General features: G+C 43.7%; 17 protein-coding genes. 12 read left to right on the forward strand and 5 right to left on the reverse strand.

Annotated features, from left to right (window positions below; genetic code table 11):
• From JT26_RS08625 to folB, 5 genes are all read right to left on the reverse strand, one after another.
• Positions 1–1,734: a S41 family peptidase gene (locus tag JT26_RS08625; protein WP_052110483.1), complete on the reverse strand. Its 1,734-nt coding sequence runs from the start codon at positions 1,732–1,734 to the stop codon at positions 1–3.
• Positions 1,724–2,167, reverse strand: coding sequence for a dCMP deaminase family protein (locus tag JT26_RS08630; protein ID WP_036792156.1), 444 nt, complete (start codon positions 2,165–2,167; stop codon positions 1,724–1,726). Before JT26_RS08630 ends, JT26_RS08625 begins: the two co-directional genes overlap by 11 nt.
• A gap of 44 nt (positions 2,168–2,211) precedes the next feature.
• A complete protein-coding gene (gene argS, locus JT26_RS08635; protein WP_036792159.1) occupies positions 2,212–4,008 on the reverse strand; it encodes an arginine--tRNA ligase in 1,797 nt (598 codons plus the stop codon).
• 822 nt (positions 4,009–4,830) lie between these two features.
• A complete protein-coding gene (rfbA, locus tag JT26_RS08640) occupies positions 4,831–5,718 on the reverse strand; it encodes a glucose-1-phosphate thymidylyltransferase RfbA (protein ID WP_036848881.1) in 888 nt (295 codons plus the stop codon).
• 54 nt (positions 5,719–5,772) lie between these two features.
• The gene (gene folB, locus JT26_RS08645; protein WP_036848884.1) at positions 5,773–6,153 is read right to left on the reverse strand and encodes a dihydroneopterin aldolase; all 381 of its coding nucleotides are present in this window, start codon (positions 6,151–6,153) and stop codon (positions 5,773–5,775) included.
• Between the two features lie 120 nt (positions 6,154–6,273).
• On the opposite strand from folB, the gene purB reads away from it, so the two are divergent.
• The 12 genes from purB to trxB all read left to right on the forward strand — a co-directional run bounded on the left by purB (position 6,274) and on the right by trxB (position 22,127).
• On the forward strand, positions 6,274–7,638 hold the full coding sequence (gene purB, locus JT26_RS08650) for an adenylosuccinate lyase (protein ID WP_036848886.1): 1,365 nt from the start codon (positions 6,274–6,276) through the stop codon (positions 7,636–7,638).
• A gap of 150 nt (positions 7,639–7,788) precedes the next feature.
• Entirely contained in the window at positions 7,789–9,375 is a 1,587-nt protein-coding gene (locus JT26_RS08655) for a pseudouridine synthase (protein ID WP_052110484.1), read from the forward strand.
• A gap of 31 nt (positions 9,376–9,406) precedes the next feature.
• Positions 9,407–10,810 (forward strand): asparagine--tRNA ligase, encoded by a 1,404-nt coding sequence (gene asnS, locus JT26_RS08660; RefSeq protein ID WP_036792171.1) that lies wholly within the window; start codon positions 9,407–9,409, stop codon positions 10,808–10,810.
• 467 nt (positions 10,811–11,277) lie between these two features.
• Complete coding sequence (locus JT26_RS08665) at positions 11,278–12,135, forward strand: neutral zinc metallopeptidase (RefSeq protein ID WP_036848888.1); 858 nt, start codon at positions 11,278–11,280, stop codon at positions 12,133–12,135.
• 122 nt (positions 12,136–12,257) lie between these two features.
• Positions 12,258–13,622: a dipeptidase gene (locus tag JT26_RS08670; RefSeq protein WP_036792173.1), complete on the forward strand. Its 1,365-nt coding sequence runs from the start codon at positions 12,258–12,260 to the stop codon at positions 13,620–13,622.
• 8 nt (positions 13,623–13,630) lie between these two features.
• Complete coding sequence (locus JT26_RS08675; protein WP_036848890.1) at positions 13,631–14,917, forward strand: amidohydrolase; 1,287 nt, start codon at positions 13,631–13,633, stop codon at positions 14,915–14,917.
• Positions 14,918–14,946: 29 nt separating this feature from the next.
• Positions 14,947–15,774: a purine nucleoside phosphorylase I, inosine and guanosine-specific gene (locus JT26_RS08680; RefSeq protein ID WP_036848892.1), complete on the forward strand. Its 828-nt coding sequence runs from the start codon at positions 14,947–14,949 to the stop codon at positions 15,772–15,774.
• A gap of 419 nt (positions 15,775–16,193) precedes the next feature.
• Positions 16,194–17,141 carry a LiaF domain-containing protein gene (locus tag JT26_RS08685; protein ID WP_036848895.1) on the forward strand — a complete coding sequence of 316 codons (948 nt, stop codon included), beginning with the start codon at positions 16,194–16,196 and terminating at the stop codon, positions 17,139–17,141.
• Between the two features lie 3 nt (positions 17,142–17,144).
• Positions 17,145–17,900 carry a LytTR family DNA-binding domain-containing protein gene (locus JT26_RS10280; protein ID WP_052110485.1) on the forward strand — a complete coding sequence of 252 codons (756 nt, stop codon included), beginning with the start codon at positions 17,145–17,147 and terminating at the stop codon, positions 17,898–17,900.
• 97 nt (positions 17,901–17,997) lie between these two features.
• A complete protein-coding gene (locus JT26_RS08695; RefSeq protein ID WP_036848897.1) occupies positions 17,998–20,475 on the forward strand; it encodes a DNA translocase FtsK in 2,478 nt (825 codons plus the stop codon).
• Positions 20,476–20,503: 28 nt separating this feature from the next.
• A complete protein-coding gene (locus JT26_RS08700) occupies positions 20,504–21,148 on the forward strand; it encodes a LolA-like putative outer membrane lipoprotein chaperone (protein ID WP_036848899.1) in 645 nt (214 codons plus the stop codon).
• 31 nt (positions 21,149–21,179) lie between these two features.
• Positions 21,180–22,127, forward strand: a complete 948-nt coding sequence (gene trxB / locus JT26_RS08705) for a thioredoxin-disulfide reductase (protein ID WP_036792858.1) — start codon at positions 21,180–21,182, stop codon at positions 22,125–22,127.
• The last annotated feature ends 61 nt before the right edge of the window (positions 22,128–22,188 follow it).

Below are 22,188 nucleotides of genomic sequence, written 5' to 3' on the forward strand. Positions count from 1 at the left end.
TTATTGCTCTATTGGTGTTTCGGCACTTTCGTCCTCTTCATCAGTGGTCGGAATACTTACTGTATAGAACAAGTACCTGTTATGGGAAGAAGGTTTATAGCCTTCTAAGTGTAGAGGAGAGGTAAATCCTTCTTTCACGAGTTTCTGTGCCTCCAAGATATCCCAGTCATTTAAGGCAAGAAGTTTTATACGTTCCCCTTCATCGTATGCAAAGAAAAGAATTTGCGAGAAAATAGCTTCCAGAATAAGCTCTCTGGATTTGAAGATCAGATAATTCTTAGGTGTTACTCCCTTTCTTGCCGCAAATCTCGAAAAGTCATATAGAAGGGATTGAGACTTAAGATAGGGGAGAGCTTTTTCTATTCCCTCCAAGCTCTTGAACAGTTCTCTTCTTGCATCCACATATCTGAAAGCATACTCCGATACCAATCCTTGCTTCATCACTGTCGAATAGTAGGAAGTGATACCCATGGTATCTTGTGCCACAAATATATCCGGGATGATACCTCCACCTCCGTACACTTCTCTTCCTCCGGCGGTATGGTAGAGGAGAGACTTATCCGAGTGTATGCTATCCTTGACAAACCACTCTCCACTCATGCTACGCTTTATGAGGTCTTCCCCATACTGGGCAGATTGTCCCAGCTTGTACTCTTTCTGAATACTTCTACCGCTTGGGGTGTAGTATCTGGCGACGGTCAGGTGTATTGCCGAACCATCTGAAAAGAAGAATGGTTGCTGGATGACTCCTTTCCCGAAACTTCTTCGTCCTATCAATATAGCTCTATCATTGTCTTGTAATGCGCCGGCCAACAGTTCGGACGAAGACGCAGAGAATTGGCTGATAAGGATATACACGGGCAGATCTTGAAAAGATCCTGTCCCGTCCGAAATGTAGTCTTTTCGGGGGTGTGCTCTACCTTCTGTATAGGTAACGAGCTTTTTAGGAGGAAGAAAATCGTTTGCAATGAAGAGTGCTCCCTGTACGAGTCCTCCCGAATTGTCTCTCAAGTCCAGTATCAACGCTTTAGCACCATCTTTCATGAGAGATACCGCCGCTTTTTGAAACTCCGATATGGTCGTCTGCCCGAAGCTCTTTATGTTGATGTATCCGATGCTGTCAGACAAAAGAAGAGCCGGAGAGACCAAAGGAACGGGTATCTGTCCTCTTTTTATATTGAAGCTGTAATTCTTCTTTTCTGATGGTCTGTGCACAGACAATCTTACAGAAGAGTCTTTAGGACCTTTAAGCAGTCCCATGATACTATCTTGGGAAACTTCTTTTCCGGTAATGCTTATAGAATCGACTGCTATAATTCTGTCTCCGGCTTTTATCCCTACAATATCCGAAGGCCCGTTAGGTACGGTTTGAAGAACAACTACTGTGTCTATAAGCTTGTTAAATGAAACACCAATGCCGAAGATATGACCGGAAAGCCTTCCCGCCTCTTGCTCATAATCTTCTTTGGTAAAATAGCTTGAGTGAGGATCAAGCTCGGAAAATATGGTCGGGACGATGTTCTGAGCGATAGAGTCTATGGAGACTTCATCCACATAGTTGTCTTTTATCAGTTGCAGAGCCTTCTCTACCTTCTTTATTCCCGCAGCTTTAGAAGAGTTGCCGTAAGATATAAAGTGGTAAGTGACGGATCTTGATCCGATAAATATACCGACTCCGAGTACTACAACCAGAATAAGTATCTTGGAGAACGGGGAGAGACTTTTATTCTTCATGGTTTTGTTCAAACTGAGAAATATCCAAAAACAATACTTCTACTCCGGCACGTCTCAGCAGATCTTCTCCATCTGTAAGCCTGTATGGGCGTCCGAATACTACTCTTTTGACACCACTTTGTATGATCAGTTTCGCGCATTCCAGGCATGGCGAGTCCGTTACATAGACTGTCGCTCCCTTACTGCTGTTAGATGAGCCGGCAACTTTTGTTATGGCATTTGCTTCTGCATGGAGTACGTATGGTTTCGTAACCCCATCATCGTCTTCGCAGATATTTTCAAATCCGGAAGGTGTCCCGTTATAACCATCGGATATAATCATCTGGTCTTTGACCACAAGACAGCCCACTTGTCTGCGCTTGCAGTATGAGTTTTCCGACCAGATAAGAGCCATTCGGAGATATCTCAAGTCCAATTCCCGTTGCTTATCCATGTTGGTGATGCGTTGTGTGAGATACTTTGTATATCGTTATGAAGTTACATCTTTTCCGGAACTTCTATTCCCAGAAGATCCAAAGCTCTGCGGAGTGTTTCGGAAGTAATGTAAGAGAGTTTTACACGCAATCTCTTGACCTCTTCATTCGGAGCATTCAGAATGGAATGGTCATGATAAAACTGGTTGTACTCCCTTGCAAGATCGTATGTGAAGTTTGCTATCAGTGCCGGACTCAGCTCCTTGCCTGCTGCATCGACTATTTCAGGATACTGCGCAAGTCTTAGTACCAGTGTCTTTTCCTTATCGGAAAGCTCGTATTCGCTATCGGCTTTGGTATAAACTCCCTTAAAGTCTATCCCCTGTGCTTCTGCATTGCGTACGATGCTTCTGATACGTGCATAGGTATATTGTAGGAAAGGTCCCGTGTTGCCGTTAAAGTCTATCGACTCGTTGGTATCATACAGCAGAGTCTTTCTGGGGTCCACCTTCAGCAAGAAGTATTTAAGAGCACCAAGCCCCACCTTTCTTGCAACTTCCAAAGCCTCTTCTTCGGTAAGCTCTTTCACCTTGCCAAGCTCTTTGGACGTGTTATAGGCTGTCTGTATCACTTCATCCATAAGATCGTCAGCATCTACCACCGTGCCTTCACGGCTCTTCATCTTTCCTTCCGGAAGCTCTACCATGCCGTAAGAGAAGTGGACGAGATCTTTACCGAACTTAAATCCAAGAGCATCCAGTAGTAGCGAGAGGACTTGGAAGTGGTAGTTCTGTTCGTTCCCTACTACGTATATCATCTTATCTATGGAGAAGTCGTTGAATCTCATCTTCGCTGTTCCGATATCCTGTGTCATATATACAGAAGTCCCGTCAGCCCGCAGCAGGATTTTTTGATCCAGACCTTTGTCTGTGAGATCTGCCCAAACCGATCCGTCTTCGTGTCTGCAGAAGATGCCTTCATCCAATCCTCTCAACACCTCTTCCTTACCTACGAGATAGGTGTCGCTCTCATAGTAAATCTTATCAAAGTCGACCCCCAATCGTTTATAAGTAACATCGAAGCCATCGTAAACCCATTGGTTCATCATTCCCCAAAGTTCCAATGTCTCTTTATCACCGGCTTCCCACTTGCGAAGCATTTCTCTTGCTTGCTGCATCAAGGGAAGATTATCTATGTTTTCGGGAGTACGCTCATTTTCGGGTAAGGTATTGGTCTCTTCTTTGAGCTTGGTGTTGAAGAGGACATAATATTTCCCTATCAAGTGATCTCCTTTCAGTCCGCTCTGTTCAGGCGTTTCTCCATTACCCCAAAGCTTCCATGCAAGCATCGACTTACAGATATGTATTCCTCTGTCATTAACGATGTTGGTCTTCACTACACGGTTTCCGTTTGCCGAAAGGATCTTACAGAGACTATACCCCAAAAGGTTGTTTCTGATGTGTCCGAGGTGAAGAGGTTTATTGGTATTTGGAGAAGAGTATTCGACCATCACCAACGGAGACTTTTCTGTCTCTGTCTTGTGCCCGTAGTTGTCCGAAGAAGAGATGTGGTTGGTCTCTTGGATGAATGCTTCATCCGTGAGAGAAAGGTTCAGAAAGCCTTTTACCACGTTGTAGCTCTTTACTAAGCCGCTCTCTTGAAGAAGCATCTCTGCTATTTCTTGTGCGACATGTTCCGGATTTTTCTTCTGAGAATATTTCAGATATGGGAAGACAACCAAAGTATAGTCCCCTTCAAACTCCTTTTTTGTTCTCGAAATCTGTGCCGTTGGCACGCTATCTCCGTATAGTTTTTGAAGGATCGCTCCAATCGTGTTGGTTAGTTGGTCTTGTATGTGCATTGTCGTGTCTGATTAGTGATAATCTATATCTTTTGTACGTGAATATATGATACCATATTTATTATTACGCAAAGATACGGAATTTTGGATGTTCTGAATAAATAGAGGCATGACTTTTCTAAAAAAAATCTATGCTTGAAATCCCGTTGCGAAGAGGAAAAAGAGAGGGGCTTGGAGAACTTTTATATAAAAATGGAAGGGCTGTTTGCCGTTGGCTGGAGGCATCTGTTTTGACGTTTTTGAGCCGACCTCTTTTTGTGTGAAATGGTAACTGATTTGTAATCAATTCTATGCGAAAAATCTTGAATTTGGAAAAAATTTTTTCTCAGTCCATTTCATGGGGCTTTTTCGCGTTAATTGGTGTGAATTTTAACGCCTCTATCTGCAAATAAATCCTAATGCAATTTTGAGCCAAAAAGTAGCAGAAAAGAGGAAGAAATAGCTAAAACACTAATAACCAAATAAGTAAGTAAAAATTCTAAACACTTTAACTGAATCCGGTAAACGTATTAAATGAAATCGGTAAACGTGTTCATTGAAAAATTAAACACATTAAGCCGAAAGAATATGCTCGTTTAGCGTTTTGGATGAACAGGTATCGGAATTTGTGTTAATAAAATAGGGCGAATTTAACAATTCTGCCGTGCTCTGAAAACGACCCCTCCGATCAAAATAGAGAATGGGTTTTTGAAGAGGTTTTCGGAGGGATGGAATATATAAAAATGCCTTTTGCAGAACATCTTTTTCTGTCTTGCAAAAAGTATTCGGTCGTTTTGGATAAAATGGAAAAAAAGCCTTCCTTTTTCGACAAAGGGCAGAGGGTTATTTCCGATGATTCTCTATCATTTTTTTTAGATAGAGTCCGTAGCTGCTGTTGGGGTATCTGCCAAGCAGGCTTTCTAAGGATGAGACTTCTATCCAACCATTTCTCAAAGCTATCTCTTCCAGGCATGCAATCTTCAGTCCCTGCCTGTTTTCGATTGCTTTGACGAATGTGCAGGCATCGTACATAGAGTCGAAAGTTCCGGTATCTAACCATGCAAAACCTCTTCCAAAGGTAGTTACTTGAAGTCTGTCTTGCTTCAGGTACATTTCATTCAAGGTTGTAATCTCAAGTTCACCCCGATCGGAAGGTTTTACATCCTTAGCCATTTCAGCCACTCCCGGCGGATAGAAGTAGAGCCCGACCACTGCATAGTTGCTTTTTGGCTCTTTCGGCTTCTCCTCTATGGACAGAGCTCGCTTGCTGTCTTCTGCCAATTCTACCACTCCGTACCGCTCCGGGTCATTGACATAGTAGGCAAAGATGTGGGCTTTTTCGCTCCGAGAGGTCTGTTCGATGGTTTCAGCCAAAAGCTGCGTAAATCCTTGTCCGTAAAAGATATTGTCTCCGAGAATGAGCGCGACAGAATCCGAGCCGACAAATTTTTCGCCTATGATGAATGCTTGAGCAAGTCCCTCCGGTTTGGGCTGCACTTCATAGGTCAGAGAGATACCCCATTGGGAACCATCCCCAAGCAGTCTTTTGTATGCTTTCTCGTCTTCGGGTGTGGTGATGATGAGTATCTCCCGAATCTTTGCCAGCATAAGCACGGAGAGCGGGTAGTATATCATCGGTTTGTCGTATATGGGGAGAAGCTGCTTGGAAACGGCTGTGGTAACGGGATAAAGACGAGAACCGCTTCCTCCGGCAAGAATGATACCTTTCATTGTACTGATAGTTTTGATGCAGTGAGACGAGTAACTTGTATGCCGAGTCCGTAATCAAAAAACAGCCGTTGCCGTAAAAGAGGCTCCGGAGCCTTGGAAAGAGGCGATGGGAGGAGCTTTTTTGGTAATGGATACAGTGGCTTCCTTTATCTGTTTGCGGCTATCCATATCGCCTATACGAGCAAGTATTCGATAGACGACATGCTCTAAGAGGTCGCTCGGAGAAGCCATCTCTTCCTGTGCGATCCTGTGCAGCTCGGCATAGTTTACGGTATCTTCAATGCTGTCGTTCCGCATGGCATCTTCAAAAGATCCCGATACCGACAAGGAGACCAAGTAGTGAGCACCTACGACTCTCTCTTGCTCCAAAACGCCGTGAAAGCTATAAAACTCAAGATCTGTAAGGCTGATGGTCTGCTCCGGATGTATCTGCATGACAAATATGTATGATTGTTTGAGGAACAAATATAAGCTTAATCTTTGATTTCTTGCATCATTGTAAGTATAGTGCTATCTTTGCGACTTAGAAAGTATAGTAGTTTACTCCGAACAGATATGAGTTTATCTTCTCTTTTAGCAATATCGCCGGTGGATGGCAGGTACAGAAGCAAGGTGGAGTGTCTGGCTCCGTTTTTCTCAGAATATGCCCTTATTCGTTACAGAGTATTGGTGGAGATAGAGTATTTTATCGCTTTGGCACAAGAGATAGGTCTTGGAACGCCGGAAGGTAAACTGCCTTGCAGCGAAGATGATCTAAGGAATATCTATCGGGATTTTTCCGAATCGGATGCCGAAAAGGTGAAGTCCATAGAGGCTGTAACCAATCATGATGTAAAGGCGGTAGAGTATTTCATCAAAGAGAAATTCGACACTCTCGGACTCGGGGGCTATAAAGAGTTTGTGCATTTCGGGCTTACCTCTCAAGACATCAACAATACCTCTCAACCCTTGATGCTGAAAGAGGCATTGGAGCAGGTGATCAATCCGGAGATAGAAGCTATTATAGACTATCTGAAAACTCTTTCCACCGAGTGGAAAGAAGTACCAATGCTTGCAAGAACCCACGGACAACCGGCTTCTCCTACGATATTGGGCAAGGAGATATATGTGTTTGTCTACAGATTGAAGGAGCAGATGAAGCAGCTTGCTCGTATTCCTCACTCTGCAAAGTTTGGGGGCGCAACAGGAAACATGAATGCTCACAAAGTGGCTTATCCCGATGTGGAGTGGAAAAGGTTTGCGGCAAACTTTACTCGTAATCACTTGGGTTTGGAGTTGGAATCGGTAACCACTCAGATTTCCAACTATGACAACTTGGCAGCTCTATTCGATGCTTACAAGCGTCTTTGCGTTATTCTGATAGACTTGTGTCGTGATATTTGGCAATATATCTCCGATGGATATTTCAAGCAAAAGGTCGTAAAGGGGGAAGTAGGCTCGTCTGCAATGCCACACAAAGTGAATCCGATAGACTTTGAAAACGCAGAGGGAAACTGTGGTATAGCCATCGCAATATTTGAGCACCTTTCTCACAAGCTGCCTATATCCCGTCTTCAGAGAGACTTAACGGATTCGACTGTCATGCGAAACATGGGTGTGCCGGTGGCTCATCTTCTTATTGCTTTGCAAAGCTTGAAGAAAGGATTGGGTAAACTTATGCTTGCACCGGAAAGATTAGCGCAAGATCTGGATCTTGCATGGGCTGTTGTGGCAGAAGGTATTCAGACAGTCCTTAGAAGAGAAGGATACCCGGCACCTTATGAAGCACTTAAAGAACTGACTCGTGGCAGAGACAGCATTACCAAAGAAAGTATATCTGCTTTTGTGGATACCCTGAACGTATCGGAAGCAGTCAAGGCAGAACTAAAGAATATAACTCCTGAGTCTTATACCGGATTGAGGTTGGACTATACGGAGTAAGTATAAACCATAATAAATAATACCGGAAAATTTCGATTGAAATTATTACACTAATATCCAACAAACCTTACCTTTTATCGTTTTAACTGATAAAAAACCGAGAGGTTGTAGAATAATAATGTAGAGTTTACATCATTAAATCAAAAAAAGATGGAGAATAAGTTTTTTGAGAATGAAGAGAGAGTAGAAGAAAAGAACTCTTCGACTCCGAGAGGTTTTGAGGAGTACACTCAATCACCACAGAAGCAAAGATTTCCAAGAAGAATGGATAATGGAAACGAACCACAGGCTGAAGGTCGCTCCGAAGAGTATGGAGCATCCAATGCACCCGCAGGTCCTGTGGGACGGAGACGTGTTCGCATATCCGAAATGGACAGAGAGCGTTCTTCTTCGGACTATCAACAAAACTATAGAAGATCTATGGACTCTGAGTCTTATCGTTCCAACGAGTATGGTAATATGAACAGACACCCAAGACCTCAGTATCAAGACAACAGAAGATCCGAGCGATCTTATAACAGTTATCAGGCAGGAAATGACAGGTATAATCAGGATAACAACAATTATCGTGATTATTCTCCGGGTAACTATCAGAGAGAAAGATTCGGTTATGAAAATAACGGCTACTCTCCTGCCCAGTCTGCCGAATACGACGAGAAGTACGAACAAAGAAGATATTCCAGACAAAACCAGTACGGAGACAACAATTATCATCCTCACGGGGAGAGAAACTTTACTCCTTACAGGCAGCCAAGAGAGCCACGTTATGGCAATAACAATCCCCAGTCTCGTGGTCGCTACAACAATAACAACAATCCGTACAGACAAAGACCTCAAAGAAACGAGTATAATGAAGGGTATGGTGCGCCTAATAACAACTATTACGGCAACAACAGACCCAACAATAATTTCTCTAAGAACAATAAGGGCAAAAAGCAAAGGTCTAATCAGTCTCAACAGAGAGTGTTCCATCCAAGACCCAAACCGATAGTTTACACTCAGGATCATATTGATGTTACAGAACCTATACGTCTGAACAAATATATGGCTAACTCCGGAGTCTGCTCAAGAAGGGAGGCAGATGAACTCATTCAAGCAGGTAAAGTAATGGTGAACGGTGTTGTGGTTTCCGAACTTGGCGCAAAGGTTTATGTTACAGACGAAGTGAAGTTGAATGATCAGCTGCTCTCTTTGGAGAACAAAGTATATGTCCTTCTCAATAAACCCAAGAACTGCGTAACCACTTCCGATGATCCGCAAGAGAGATTGACGGTTTTAGATTTGGTTAAGACTGCTTGCAAGGAGCGTATCTATCCTGTCGGACGTCTCGATAGAAACACTACGGGAGTCCTTCTTCTAACTAATGACGGAGATCTTGCAACCAAGTTGATGCACCCGTCGTACGATAAAAAGAAGATCTATCATGTGTGGCTCGACAAGCCTGTGGCAGTAGAAGATATGCAAAAGATAGCCGATGGTATAGAGCTTGAAGACGGAGAGATACACGCTGATGCAATTTCTTACGTTTCTCAAGACGATATGTCTCAAGTGGGTATAGAGATCCACTCCGGAAGAAACAGGATTGTAAGACGTATATTCGAGCATCTCGGATACAAGGTGTACAAGCTTGACAGAGTTTATTTTGCCGGATTGACCAAGAAAAATCTTGGAAAAGGAAAGTGGAGATACCTAAGTCAAGAAGAGGTAAATATGCTTCGCATGGGAGCATTTGAATAAAATAGATTGATGTAAAAAGAAGATAGTAAATATGTCTATCAAAAGAACTAAAATAGCAGATGTATTTAAGGCAACTCCCGTAGGGTCGGAAGTTACCGTTATGGGATGGGTCAGAACCAAGAGAGGCGGTAAGAGTGTAACCTTTATAGCTCTCAACGACGGCTCTACTATCCATAATCTTCAAGTGGTTATAGTACCAAACGAAGAGAATGAAGAGACACTTAAACTTGTTACTACGGGAGCGAGTGTGAGTATTGTCGGAGTTGTTGTCGAATCGCAAGGTAAAGGTCAGAATGTAGAGGTTCAAGCCAACTCTATTACGGTACTGGGTACGGCAGATCCTAATACTTATCCTCTTCAAAAGAAGGGACACAGCATGGAGTTTTTGAGGGAGATTGCTCACTTGAGACCTCGTACCAACACCTTTGGAGCGGTATTCAGAATACGCCACCACATGGCTATGGCTATCCATACGTTCTTTCACAACAAAGGCTTTTACTACTTCCATACACCACTGATTACTGCCAGCGATGCCGAAGGTGCGGGTCAGATGTTTAAGGTAACCACGTTAGACCTTAACAATCTGCCTTTGACCGAGAGCGGAGAGATAGACTATTCGGAAGACTTTTTCGGAAGACACGCCAATCTTACCGTGTCCGGACAGTTGGAAGGAGAATTAGCAGCCATGGCTCTTGGCGGTATCTATACTTTTGGTCCAACGTTCCGTGCCGAAAACTCAAATACTCCGAGACACTTGGCTGAGTTCTGGATGATCGAACCGGAAGTGGCTTTCTTCGATAACGAGGATAACCAAAACTTGGCGGAAGAGTTCATCAAGTATTGTCTCCAATGGGCTTTGGATCATTGCGAAGATGATTTGAAGTTCCTCAATGACATGATAGATAAGGAGCTTCTCGACCGTATAAAGTTTGTTTTGGACAAACCTTTTGTGCGTTTGAAATACACGGAGGGTATCGAAATCTTGGAAAAAGCGGTGAAAGATGGCGTTAAGTTCGAGTTCCCAATCTTTTGGGGAGCAGATCTTGCCTCCGAACACGAAAGATATTTGGTGGAACAGCACTTCAAAGCACCGGTTATTCTGACAGACTATCCTAAGGAGATCAAGTCTTTCTACATGAAGCAGAATGATGATGGTAAGACTGTCCGCGCAATGGATGTCCTATTCCCGAAGATCGGAGAGATAATCGGAGGATCCGAAAGAGAGGCTGACTTCGATAAACTTACCCAAAGAGCCATAGATATGGGTGTGCCTCACGAAGAGATGTGGTGGTATTGGGACACTCGTCGCTACGGTACGGCTCCACATGCCGGATTCGGATTAGGTTTTGAACGTCTGCTTCTATTCGTTACGGGTATGAGTAATATCCGAGATGTGATACCTTTTCCAAGAACTCCAAACAACGCAGAGTTTTAATATTTCAAGATAAACAGACAGAGAGGTCTGCATAGAAACGGGAAGAGCCGCACAAAAATGTGCGGCTCTTCCCGTTATGTTTGCTTCTTGTTTAATGATAGATGAGGTGCTATGCAAAGGTTGAGATAAACTCATGATGCTTTCTTGAAGAAGAGGTAAAAGCGTTCGGATGTTTCTCTTATCCCGTTCAATAGTTTCGTTAAACAGGAACAGCTTTACAGATCAAGGCACGATTTCCGGAGATCAAGATTTGAAGAATGGCAATCAAGCGCTGATTTCTAAAAACCAAGCCTTGAATGTGAAGATTGAATCTGTTCAGGAAAAGTTCTTAACAGGGTAACAGAAAGTTTTGAACGGCTAAAAAAATCCTTTTTCAAAAGTCTCATATTATTGCATACGAGCCTGAATGATAAAATTTCGTGTAATTTTGTCTTTGTACAGTAGTTTAAGCAAAAAAGATATTGATTATGAGGCTTGATGGAAGAAGAGAGAGCAGTAATGTTCAAGACAATAGAAGAATGAAAATATCCGGCAAAGCCGGAGGACTCGGATTGGGTGGGCTTATCATTGTAGGGCTTATCACGTGGCTTTTAGGAGGGAATCCTCTTACGGTGATACAGGAAGGCATAGGTGGCTCATTCAGTTCAGAGCAGAGTTATGAACCTTCTGCAGAAGAAGATGCCCTGGCTGCTTTTTCTTCTCAGATACTCGCAGGAACAGAAGATGTCTGGACAAAGATTTTTGCGGACTATGGTCGCAGATACCAACCTCCCCGCTTGGTGCTTTTTACCGGAGCCACCAATAGCGGCTGCGGATATGCTTCTGCAGCGACAGGACCTTTTTACTGTTCGGCTGACCGGACTATATATCTGGATGTTTCTTTCTTTAAGGAGATGGAGCAGAGGTTTGGAGCCAAAGGGCAGTTTGCTTTTGCGTATGTCATAGCCCATGAAGTGGGGCATCACGTTCAGTATCTTTTGGGTACTTTGGATAAGGCTCATGCAGCCATGTCAAAGGCTTCCGAGAAAGAGTCCAATGCCATCAGTGTGAGGCTCGAACTGCAAGCGGACTATTATGCAGGGCTTTGGGCGCATCATGACAACAAAATGTTTCAGTCCATGGAGATAGGCGACCTGGAAGATGGACTTGTTGCGGCTCAAGCCATAGGGGATGACAGACTTCAGATGCAGGCACAGGGATATACGGTGCCGGAGTCTTTCAATCATGGTACATCCGAACAGCGGATGGTCTGGTTGAGAAAAGGCTATACCACAGGTACGTTGGAAGGAGGAGATACATTTAATCTGCCTGACCCCAAAAGATGAAAAGATGATGCGCCCGGACTATCCGGGCGCACTCTTTTTAGCTTGGTTATCTTGCAATATCTTGGTATCTTTGGAATGATATGCCTTGAAACAATATAAAACCAACTAAAAATATAAACATTATGGCTACTATTAAGCAGTACATTGCAGAGCATGAAAATAGATTTATAGAAGAGTTGTTCGATCTTATTCGCATTCCTTCCATTAGTGCCAAGACTACTCACAAAGAGGATATGATCCGTTGTGCGGAAGCATATAAAGCGTTGCTGCTGAGCTCCGGATTTGAAAAAGCAGAGGTAATGCCGACCAAAGGCAATCCGGTTGTCTATGCCGAACGTATCATAGACCAAGCTCTTCCTACGGTATTGGTGTACGGACACTATGACGTGATGCCGGCAGAGCCTATCGAATTATGGAAGAGTGGAGCGTTTGAACCCGAAATTCGCGACGGACATATCTGGGCACGTGGTGCAGATGACGATAAGGGTCAGAGCATGGTACAGATCAAGGGGTTTGAGACAGCATTGAAGTTGGGCTATGTCAACTGCAATGTGAAGGTGATCATGGAGGGTGAAGAAGAAGTGGGTTCTCCTTCTTTGGAAGAGTTCTGCATAGAACACAAAGAGAAGCTCCGTGCCGACATCATTCTGGTAAGCGATACCAGTATGATAAGCAAGGATGTACCGTCCATCTGTACAGGGCTTAGAGGCTTGGCATACTGGGAAATAGAGGTTACGGGACCAAGCCACGACCTTCACTCCGGACACTTTGGAGGAGCGGTTGCAAATCCTATAAACGAGCTTTGTAAGCTTATCGCCGGACTGACCGATGAGGATGGCAAGATCACCATTCCTCACTTTTATGATGATGTGGAAGAGATGTCACCGGAAGAACGAGAGATGATAAAGCAGATTCCATTCTCGGAAGAAGATTACAAGAAATTCTTAAAGATAGATGCGGTACATGGGGAAAAGGGATACCATACCCTTGAACGGAACAGCTCTCGTCCGAGCTTAGACTGTTGCGGTATATGGGGCGGCTACACCGGAGAAGGCGCCAAAACAGTATTGCCATCCAAGGCTTATGCAAAGGTTTCTACACGTTTGGTGGCTAATCAGGACTTTGAAAAGATCTCCATAGACTTCGTTAAACACATTAAGAGCATTGCTCCGGACTACATCAAGGTAAAGGTTACACCTCTTCACGGAGGCAGTCCATACATCTGCCCTACTAATCTTGAGGTTTACAAGGTAGCGGAAGAGGCTTTTGAAGTAGCATTCGGCAAACGCCCATTGGCACGTAGAAGCGGTGGAAGTATTCCTATTATTGCCACTTTCGAGCGAGTATTGGGTCTTAAGAGCGTACTTATGGGGGTCGGACTTGAAAGTAATGCCATTCACTCTCCAAACGAAAATATCAGCATAGATATCTGGAAGAAAGGTATAGAAGCCGTGGCTGAGTTTTACAAGCGTTTTGGACATAAATAAGAGGATACATGCCTATACTGATACAAGATGTCCTGCACATAGACAGGCAGGTAGATATTTTAATAGAAGGAAACAGAATAACAAAGGTAGAGAATGCCGGGTCTATAAATCCGGCATCTCTTTCAGGTGAGGTGGATATCATTTCCGGTAAAAACAGGGGAGTGATACCGGGGCTGGTCAACTGTCATACTCACGCAGCGATGACCTATTTTAGAGGTTATGGAGACGATAGAGACTTGATGGATTGGCTCGAAAACATGATTTGGCCGGTAGAGGCACATCTTACGCCGGACGACATCTATTGGGGCTCTCGTCTGGCTTGCATGGAGATGATACAGACCGGAACGACGGCTTTTTTGGACATGTACACATTCCCGGAAGCTACTGCACAAGCGGTGGAAGATAGTGGAATAAGAGCCGTATTGTCTTACACCATGTTTGACAGATGGGATGATGCACGAGCAAAATTGGATCAGAAAAACTGCCATAAGTACTTTGAGCTGTTTTCTCATTACTCCGACAGAGTCCGGTTTGCAGTAGGACCTCATGCCATATATACCGTTTCCGCTCCCCAGTTGCAGTTTGCACATGAGTTTGCGAAGGAGCATGACTGTCTCGTGAATCTGCATTTGGCTGAGACCTATCAAGAGTGGAAAGACTGCACCAAAAACTTTGGAACTACTCCGGTAAGGTATCTCAAAGATCTCGGTGTCCTTTCTCCTCGTTTGGTTTTGGCTCACTCCCTTTGGATGGATAGTGAGGAACTGCAAATCCTTGCCGACTATGGTTGCAGCACCGTACACAATCCGGCTTCCAATATGAAGCTGGCATCCGGATATAAGTTCAGGAGCGAAGAGATGTGTGAGAAGGGGATACGTGTGGGAATTGGTACGGACGGGTGCTCTTCTTCCAACAATCTGGATATGGTGCAAGCGATGAAACTCGCTTCGCTTCTCGGGAAAGCTTGGCGCGGAGACCCCAAAGCAACACCGGCTAAAGAGATGTTCGTGGCTGCCACAAAGGCGGGAAGCGAGATTCTTAGAATAGACGGGGGAGAGATAGAGCCGGGAAAACTGGCAGATTTGTCTCTTGTCCGACTTGATATCCCGGAGATGACACCATGCCATGACTTTATTTCGAATTTGGTCTATTCTGCCTCCGGTAGTGCCGTGGATACCACTATCGTAGATGGAAAAGTACTGATGAGAGAACGGCAGATACCGGAATACGATCTACTCTTAAAGAAAGGAGTGGAAGTCTCTAACGACCTGCTTCGCAGAGCCGGAAGAGGATAAATATTAACAGACACTTATATTGCTACATTATGACACAGTTTGAATATAAACATTATGAAGAGGCGGCAGCTTATCTGCGTCGCTTCATCCCGGAAGATACAAAGGTTGCCATCACGCTTGGTAGCGGATTGGGAGCATTGGCAGATATGATAGAGGATGCCAAGGCAATACCTTATGATACAATTCCAAACTTTGTAAAGTCCACAGCCATAGGGCACAAAGGTCAGCTTATCATAGGAAAGTTGGGAGGTGTTCCGGTTGTCGCCATGCAGGGACGCTTTCATTACTATGAGGGGTACAGCATGCAGCAGGTAACATTCCACGTAAGAGTGTTCAAGCTTTTGGGTATAGAGTATCTTTTTGTTTCCAATGCCGCAGGAGGTACCAACGAATCTTTTAAGGTCGGAGACTTGATGATCATAACGGATCATATAAATCTTCTGCCCAATCCTCTCATTGGACCGAATATGTCAGAGTTTGGACCTCGTTTTTCCGATATGACCAGAGCTTATGATCGTGCACTTATCGCAAAAGCCAAAGAGGTGGCAGCCCAACAGGATACCGCTCTGAAAGAGGGTGTATATGTGGGTTGGACAGGTCCTTCTTATGAAACACCGGCGGAGTATAAGTTTCTGAATATAATCGGAGGGGATGCAATAGGTATGAGTACAGTGCCTGAGGTGATAATGGCTCGCCATTGCGATATTCGTGTATTTGGTATGTCCGTGATAACAAATGAGGGATACCATTTCGATGATGACTTTGTAAATGATGGCGATGACGTGATACGGGCAGCAAATGCCGCTTCCAAGAAGATGACGGCACTCTTTACAGAGGTTATCCGATCTCTGTATTGATGATTGACTCAAAGGCGTTATCCTGTACGAAATCCCTTGATGCAAAAATCTTTATGAAAGATTAGTTTGAGGGAAGATCTCTGACAGAGATAATGTTTGACAATAAAACAGAAAGACCGACTTGCTTTAGAAGGCAGTGTCGGTCTTTTTCGATAAAACAGAGAGGCGGAATGCCTTTTCAGGAGACCTTTGGGAAGAACACCTTATCGGTATAAGGAACAAAAATGAAGATTGATTTTGTCGGTTTTGATCGTCTAAAAGAGGTCATTCGTCGGGATTATTAAGCCGTTTAGTCGGGGTTGTATTGTATTAGGAGCCTGATTATCCTATTTTTGTATCAGATAGACGAGAGTACTGCTCCGGATGAGAGAGCCAACTCTTTGGTCTGAATAGTAACTGATAAACTAATGTATTGTGATATGAATATTTCAAATCAAAAATCGGGATTTACTCTGTTCTTTTCTCTCTTGCTTATGATAGCAGGTGGAGGTCTGTTGTTTGCCGGTGTTATATCCGGAGGGGACAACTTCGATGCTCTTATAGAAATATTGGGAGCGGTGATGCTATATATATTAGGAGCGGGATTCATGGGACGGTTTTTAGCTAAAAGAGATACCGGAGGCAGGAATACAACAGCTTCGATTGCGTTATTGATCATAGCAGGAGCACTTCTCTTTTTATTGTCTAACATGGGATTATTGGACAAATCATTCCTTAGAATCATATTCTCATGGCAGATGTTGCTCATTACTGTCGGACTTTTTTATCTGTCTCACTCTTTTGATATCGGAGGATTGGTGGTTACCGGATTTGGTTTGGGCTTTCTTCTGCTGAAGCTTAGTAAGATATTTCCGGAAATATCCTTTTATCTTGAGTCATTGTCTACATATTGGCCTATTGGAGCAATGGTTTTGGGAGCTCTTCTTTTTCTGTATGCCTTACCGGCTATTCAGAATAACAGGAGGGAAAAACTACGAAAATCTTTTACAAGACACTATACCAAAGAAACTAATGGCAATGGGATAACAGATGATGGAAGAATAGATTGCCGATATCTTTTCTCCGGTGGCGAGTACGTTGTACTGGATCCGGTATTCAGAGGAGGGAGTATAGATGTTTTGTTTGGCGGAGTCGATTTGGATTTAAGACAGACCACGCTTCCTGTTGGAGAGACTGAATTGGTAGTTACAGCAGCTTTTGGTGGTGTTGAGATACTGATGCCGCCCGATTGGAACGTAGAAGTGAAATCAGTTTCTACATTCGGAGGTGTTTCCAATAAGCGCATGAGAATTTTCAATCAGAATTCAGACCGCAAACTGATTATCAATGTCAAGTCTGCAATATTCTCCGGAGTGGAGATCAAATAACGGATGGAGCAGCTGCACAACATAGAGAAACACCGCATCTTTGCTTGTTTGGTAATAGCATCAGTATATACCTTTGCAGTAGGAGGGCTTAATCTTTATCTTTCTGTTTGGGATATACTTTTCTATGCTGCGGTACTATTCTTAGGAAGTTATGCCTTTTCTTACTTGCTCCGGTTTAGTAAAGTAAGAGTTTGGATAGCTGTTGCATTGTTGTGTATAAGCATTGTGGCTGTTGGTGCAGAGTATCTTTTTCTAAATCTTTTTGAGTCTCTTTCATGGGAGCAGTGGCTGAAAACGGCTCCGGTAAGAGTGTTGATCACTTGTCTGTTCGGGATAATATTCATGATGAGATACCTCAACAAAGTGAAAGAGACACAGGAAGAGGAGGAGAAGATACCCGTTGAAGAACAGGCTTTGACCGCTTCTTCTCCGGTGGTAGATAAGCTGACTGTAAGGAGCGGATCTAAAATACGGATACTTTCTTTAGATGAAATCCTTTATATTGCAGCGGATGGAGACTATATTGCTATCCATACACCGGACGGACATTGGCTGAAAGAGCAAACGATGAAAGCAACAGAAGACATGCTTCCTCAAGATCTTTTTGTTCGCGTACACCGCTCCTACATTGTAAATGTCAAGCACATTGCAAGAATAGAGCGTTATGGAGAGCAGAGACAGCTGGTTTTACACAGTGGGGACATTATACGCATCAGTCTTTCCAGATACCGTTTACTGAGACAAAAACTGGGATTATAAAAGAGAAAGAAGAGATATGTAAGGGCAGAAAAGGCTCTGAATAGTACGAAAAAATCACTACATTTGCTAAGCTAAATAATCTCTCCTTACTCTGAAGATGAAGACAAATAAAGGCAAAACCAAAAATATAAAACTCCCTGAATGGGTCAAGAATACCGGCATACACGTTACGAGGGATACGTATGTGCTTTTGATCGGTGCTCTTTTGACTTTCTTGGGAGTCTTTCTTCTTATAGCATTCTTCTCTTATTTCTTTACCGGAAAGGCGGATCAGAGTGTTGTGCTTAATGTCCCACAAGCTGAAGTCTCTACGGGAGATACTATTGCCAATCCTTCGGGAGTAAAGGGCGCATACTCCATGCATAATATTGTTAATGGGTGGCTTGGATTGTCTGCCATTTTCCCCATTGTCTTTATCTGCTTAGCCGGGTTGCGCATTTTACGTAATCGCAAAGGGGGATACATAAGACTATTCTTCCTGTGTGGTTCATTGATGTTTTGGAGCATGCTTTTACTGGGTCTTGCAGGAGGCGCATTATTCCCGAATCAGTTCTTTTTCCTTGGTGGCCTTTTTGGTAAAAAGCTCGCAGATTACAGTGTACTACAGATAGGATATCCGGGAACCATTCTTGTCTTGATCTTTTTCCTTTTTGCGATACTGCTCATATTCTTTCAGAGTTTTACTCCAAAGGTCAAAGGATGGTTGGAGATAAAGAAAAAACAGCCAGCCGATGCTATCCCTGTTGTGCCTGAAGAGAGGAAAAAAGGGAACGGTTTCTTTGCACGTTTCAAAAGGAAAAGAAAAGAAGAAAACGATTATGATACTTTGGGAGATGAGATTGAAGGTATTGATAACGATGTTTTTACTTCCGATTCTTCTTCTCAACCGGCATCATCCTGTTCGCCAACCCATTCCGGTTCTGATGAGGAACTTATTGATCATCATATCGAAACCTATGCTTCCGGAAAAGAAGATGGGATAGATCTTGAAGTTGTACGTCCCAAGAGTGATACTTTAGAAGATAATGCCTTAGCACAAGCCTTATTGCAGGAGTTGGGAGAGTATGATCCTCATATCGAATTGAGTCATTTCAAGATGCCTTCCATAGAGCTTTTGGACGACAGAAAAGAGGATACGCAGACGGTAGATTTAGATGAAATAGAGGATAATAAAAGGCGTATCACTGCGACATTAGAGAGTTTTCAGGTCAGCATTGTCTCTATCAGGGCAACCGTTGGTCCTACTGTTACTCTTTACGAAGTGGTACCGGCAGATGGTGTGCGCATTTCCAGAATAAAAAATTTGGAGGATGATATTGCACTTAGTTTGTCTGCACTCGGAATACGTATCATTGCTCCTATTCCGGGCAAAGGTACTATCGGTATAGAGGTAGCCAATAGAAATCCGAAAACTGTCGGCTTCCGTTCTGTGCTAAGCTCTCAAAAGTTTTTAGAGAAAAAGTACGAGCTTCCGGTTGCATTGGGTCGGACCATTACGAATGAAGTATTCAGCTTCGACCTTGCAAAGATTCCTCATCTTCTTGTAGCCGGAGCAACGGGGCAGGGAAAGTCCGTAGGTCTTAATGTGATCATTCTTTCACTGCTGTATAGCAAGCATCCGAGTGAACTTAAATTCGTCATGGTGGATCCTAAAATGGTTGAATTCAGTGTCTTTTCCATGATTCAAAACCACTATATGGCTAAGTTGGAAGATGAGGAACAGGTTATCATTACCGATACAGCCAAGGTGGTAAGTACACTTAACTCTCTCTGCAAAGAGATGGATGACAGGTACGAACTTCTCACCAAAGCCGGTGTAAAAAACATTGTGGAGTATAACCACAAGTTCAAACGCAGGCTTTTGAGTCCGAGCAAGGGATATAAGTTTATGCCATACATAGTGCTGGTGATAGATGAGTATGGAGATCTCATCATGACAGCGGGTAAAGAGATAGAGCTTCCTCTTGCTCGAATCGCTCAAAAAGCCCGTGCAGTGGGAATACACTCTATTATTGCCACTCAACGTCCAACGGCAAGCATCATCACCGGAACCATTAAGGCCAACTTCCCTGGACGTATCTCATTCAAAGTCTACTCATCCATCGACTCTCGTACCATTCTTGATGCTTCAGGAGCTAACAGGCTTGTTGGTCGAGGCGATCTGCTTTATTCGCAAGGCAATGAAGCGATACGCGTACAGTGTGCTTACATAGATACCGAAGAGATAAACAGAGTTGTGGATTATATATCCAAGCAGCAGGGGTATCCTCATCCCCTTTATCTCCCGGAAGTAGGAGGCAACGGCTCATCCGGAGGTCGTGGAGAGTATGGTAGCGATATGGATTCCGGCAGCAGAGACGCTCTTTTTGAAGAGGCGGCTAATATTATGCTTTTAGAGCAGAGTGGCAGTACATCTCTGCTCCAAAGACGTCTTGCCATCGGTTTTGCCCGTGCCGGCAGACTTATGGATCAGCTTGAGCAGGCAGGCGTGGTAGGACCATCCGAAGGAAGTAAGCCGAGACAGGTATTGATTGAGTCCGCAGAAGATCTTCGGAAAATCCTTGAAAGATCTTAACAGATAACCAACTTTAAGAAGAAACATCATGAAACACCAAATAGTAAAAACAGTATTCAGTGTCTTGTTGGCTGTTGTCGCCATCGGTTCGATGGCACAAGTGAAAGCAACGGATCCGATAAAGGCATTGTCGGACAAGGTCAATCCGTCGGATGGTATGTTGATAGAGTTTACACTGACCTATCCCGACCAGAAGCCTATACATGGTTGTACTCTCACGGCTCAAGGAGAAAAGTTTTACCTCAATACTGCTCCTCTCACCGCCTGGTACAACGGAAAGCTTCTTTGGGTCATGTCGAGTGGAACAAACGAAGTCAATCTGACCTCTCCTTCAGAGTCAGAACTTGAAGAGCTCTCTCTTCTTATCTCTTTAGGCAGACTGCTCAAGCAAGATTTTACAACCTCTGTACAGAAATTGCCTAATAATATGTCTCGCTTTTTGGCAACGCCGAAAGCCGGTTATGGAGGCATGCTTACCTCTTTGTCCATAGATACAGACGCATCTTACACACCTTCGATCATCCGTTTCAAGGAAAAGGGAGATAGAAAAGAGGACAAGGAGACCATCATAGAGATTAAGAAGATAACGAAACCCTATGGTACAACGGGAAAACTTTTTGAGTTCGACAAGAAAAATTTTTCCCGAAATATTGAAGTAATAGATTTAAGATAAACCAATAAATAAACAACAAAAAATGACCGACATGAACACAACTCCCACAGTGCGTTGTCTGATAGTAGGATCCGGTCCTGCGGGATACACTGCTGCCATATATGCATCAAGAGCAAATCTTTCTCCCGTTCTTTTCGAGGGGATACAACCCGGAGGACAGCTTACCACTACTACCGATGTAGAAAATTTCCCCGGTTATCCCAATGGTATCACCGGTACAGAGCTGATGATGGACTTGCGTGCACAGGCAGAGCGTTTCGGGGCAGACATAAAGCCCGGACTCGTTACAGACATAGACTTTTCCTCTAAACCTTATAAGGTAACCGTAGATGGCACCGAAAGCTATCTGGCTCATGCTATCATCATTTCTACGGGAGCCACAGCCAAATACTTGGGCTTGGAAGATGAGAAGAAGTACAATGGAATGGGTGTGAGTGCTTGCGCCACTTGTGACGGATTCTTCTACCGCAACAAGGTAGTAGCAGTAGTAGGAGGCGGAGATACCGCTTGTGAAGAGGCTATCTATCTTTCCAGTTTGGCATCGAAAGTATATCTCATCGTTCGTAAACCATATTTGAGAGCTTCTAAGGTTATGCAAGATCGCGTTATGAAGAACGAAAAGATCGAGATTTTATTTGAACATAACACTGTCGGACTCTTTGGTGAAAACGGAGTGGAAGGCGCTCATCTTGTTTATCGCAAGGGTGAAGCAGATGAAAAGATGGTGGATATTGCCATAGACGGCTTCTTTCTGGCTATCGGTCATACTCCTAATACGGATTTGGTTAAAGGTGTGGTAGATCTTGACGAACAAGGTTACATCAAGACCATAGAAGGCTCTCCAAAGACCAATGTTCCCGGTGTTTTTGCCGCAGGAGACGTGGCAGACCCTCACTATCGTCAAGCCATTACAGCGGCAGGAAGCGGATGTAAGGCTGCGATAGAAGTAGAAAGATATTTGTCTGAGAACGAGCTGTAATATCTCTCCGAAGAGTAACAACTCTCTTTAGAAACTTTCCCGAAATGCTCAAGTAAGATTG

The organism is Porphyromonas sp. COT-108 OH1349, assembly GCF_000768755.1.
GTDB lineage: Bacteria > Bacteroidota > Bacteroidia > Bacteroidales > Porphyromonadaceae > Porphyromonas_A > Porphyromonas_A canoris.